We start from the raw sequence: 2,576 nt of genomic DNA, 5'->3' as shown, positions 1-2,576 counted from the left end.
GTTGGCGCCATGGATGGCGCCATCGAGCCCCCAAGGATGGGTTTACGGCGTGTCCTGCAGCCCCACACCGCCCCGCCAGACCATCGACAATCCAGAGCCGCTTTGGCTCTGGCTTTGGCTCTGGCTTTGGATTCGGCCCTTGCCTCTGCAGGTGCAGGGCGCAGCCCTGCCGAAACCCACCCTCAGGAACTGCAGGACAGCATCGAGCAGCCGGCGCGATTGTCGGCCCACGCCGGGCGCTTGCTGGCGAAGTGTTCCAGACCGGCACGCTCGGTGTATGGATTGCGCAGTACGTCCTGCAACGCATGAACACCGCCGAGGTCGCCCTGCTCCGCGCGATCGATGGCTTCCTGGGCCAGCCAGTTGCGCAGCACGTACAGCGGGTTGGCCGCTGTCATCTTCGCCAGGCGTTCGCTGGCCGACAGCGGATCGGCCTGCAACCGCACCGCATAGTCCTGCAGCCACTGCTGCAACGGCGCCTGCACCGCCTGCTGGCGCGCCTCGTCGTAGTACACCGCATCCAGCAGCGCCACATCCGGTGCCACCGGATCGATACGCATCAGCGCACGCCAGGCCAGGGTCATGTCCATACCCCCGTCCTGCATCAACTGCTGCCAGCGCAGGTAGAGCTGCAGGTCTTCATCATCCGCCGCAGCCAGGCCGAGTTTGGCTGCGGCATCGCGGCGCGTGCAGGCCACGAAGGTGGACTGGTATGCAGCCAATCCAGCCTGCAATGGTTCGACATCGGCAAACAACGGTGACAACGCCTGTGCCAATCGGCTCAGGTTCCAGTACGCCACCTGCGGCTGGGTGCCAAAGCGGTAGCGGCGACCCTGCGCATCGGTGGTGTTCGGCGTCCAGTCCGGATCGAAATCCTCGACCCAGCCATAGGGACCGTAGTCGAGCGTAAGACCAAGAACGGACAGGTTGTCGGTGTTCATCACGCCATGCACGAAGCCGACGCGCATCCAGTGCGCGATCATCTCGGCGGTGCGCACCGCGATCTGCGCGAACCAGTCGCCATACAGCGCCTCACCCTGCCCTTGCAGTTCGGGGAAGTCGCGGGCGATGCAGGCATCAACCAGATGCTGCAGCAGTGCGGTTTCCCCGCGCGATGCCGGAAGCTCGAAGGAACCAAAGCGCAGGAACGACGGCGACACGCGGCATACGATGGCGCCGGGCTCTGCACGCGGATGGCCGTCGTAGAACATGTCGCGCACCACGTCGTCGCCGGTACCAACCAGCGACAGCGCACGCGTGGTCGGCACGCCAAGGTGGTGCATCGCTTCACTGCACAGGAACTCGCGGATCGACGAGCGCAGTACCGCGCGACCATCGGCGCCGCGCGAGTACGGCGTGGGCCCCGCCCCCTTCAGCTGCAGCTCCCAATGAAGGCCATCGGGCGCGACCAGTTCACCCAGCGAGATCGCGCGACCGTCGCCGAGCTGGCCGGCCCAGTGACCAAACTGATGGCCGCCGTAGTTGGCCGCCCAAGGCTGCATGCCGGCGTACAGCGCGTTTCCGCCAAACACCTGCGCGAAGCTTTCGCTTTCGACTTCAGCGGTATCGAAACCAAGCATCGCGGCAACATCCGGCGACCAGGCCAGCAACGTGGGCGCCGTCACCGGGGTCGGCATCACCGGCGACCAGGCCGCACCCAGCACTTCGCGCCGCCGCGGGCCGGATTCGGGATCGCCCGGCAGGGTCTGCAGCAGGCGGTTGTCGAAACGGGGGCTGTCGGTATCCATGGTGCTGAAGATGGGGGCGACGGCCGCCCTCCTCAATTGCCGCTGAGCGCCTGCAGGTGGCCGCCGTGGGCCTCGGCACGCTGGTAGGCGGGTCGCTCACCGATACGCTTGAGGAAGCCACGCAGTGCCGGCTTGTCGTCGAGACCACCGCCGCGCGCGGCCGCAGCCTGGATCGGGAAGCTCATCTGGATGTCGGCCGCGCTGAAGCGTTCACCGGCAAACCACGGGCTTTCGGCCAGGCGGCGCTCCATCCAGTCCAGGTGCAGGCGCCGCTGTGGGCCGATGAAGCCACGTTCGGCCTTGTCGGCGATACTGCGCGCGATCGGACGGGCGAAGAACGGCATCGGCGCGTTGCGGATGCGGCCCATCACCAGGGTCAGCAGCAGCGGCGGCATCGCCGAGCCTTCGGCGTAGTGCAGCCAATAACGGTAGGCGATGCGCTCGGCGCCATCGGCCGGCATCGGTGACGGCGACAGCTGGCGTTGGGTGTCATAGCGATCCGCGAGGTAGTCGAGGATGGCACCGGACTCGGCCAGTACCAGCTCGCCATCCTGCAGTACCGGCGACTTGCCCAGCGGATGCACGTTGCGCAGCTTCGGCGGCGCCAGCAGCGTCTTCGGATCGCGCGGATAGCGGCGCAGTTCGTAGTCCAGCCCCAGCTCCTCCAGCATCCACAGCACACGCAGGGAACGGGAGTTTTCCAGGTGATGGACGATGCGCATGGGGATGATCCTTGGGGAGGCCCCCATCGTACCGCGATGGCTGCATGCCCCATGTAGCGGGGGGGGGGGGGGGGGGGGGGGGGGGGGGGGGGGGGGGGGGGGGGGG

General features: G+C 67.3%; 2 protein-coding genes. Both read right to left on the bottom strand.

Annotation, left to right across the window (positions count from 1 at the left end; all coding sequences use genetic code 11):
- Nucleotides 1-182: 182 nt before the first annotated feature.
- Nucleotides 183-1,748, bottom strand: coding sequence for a protein adenylyltransferase SelO (locus ACTJJM_RS21195; RefSeq protein WP_349744380.1), 1,566 nt, complete (start codon nt 1,746-1,748; stop codon nt 183-185).
- A 32-nt stretch (nt 1,749-1,780) separates the two neighbouring features.
- Nucleotides 1,781-2,470: a glutathione S-transferase gene (locus ACTJJM_RS21190; RefSeq protein WP_049483112.1), complete on the bottom strand. Its 690-nt coding sequence runs from the start codon at nt 2,468-2,470 to the stop codon at nt 1,781-1,783.
- Nucleotides 2,471-2,576: the final 106 nt, after the last annotated feature.

This window comes from Stenotrophomonas sp. 22692, from assembly GCF_052045015.1.
GTDB lineage: Bacteria > Pseudomonadota > Gammaproteobacteria > Xanthomonadales > Xanthomonadaceae > Stenotrophomonas > Stenotrophomonas geniculata.
This window is presented reverse-complemented; position numbering and strand designations above follow the sequence as displayed.

What these genes read in the sequence shown, in the direction of transcription:
- ACTJJM_RS21195 (WP_349744380.1), bottom strand. Translation starts at nt 1,748, where the DNA reads ATGGATACCGACAGCCCCCGTTTCGACAACCGCCTGCTGCAGACCCTG.
- ACTJJM_RS21190 (WP_049483112.1), bottom strand. Translation starts at nt 2,470, where the DNA reads ATGCGCATCGTCCATCACCTGGAAAACTCCCGTTCCCTGCGTGTGCTG.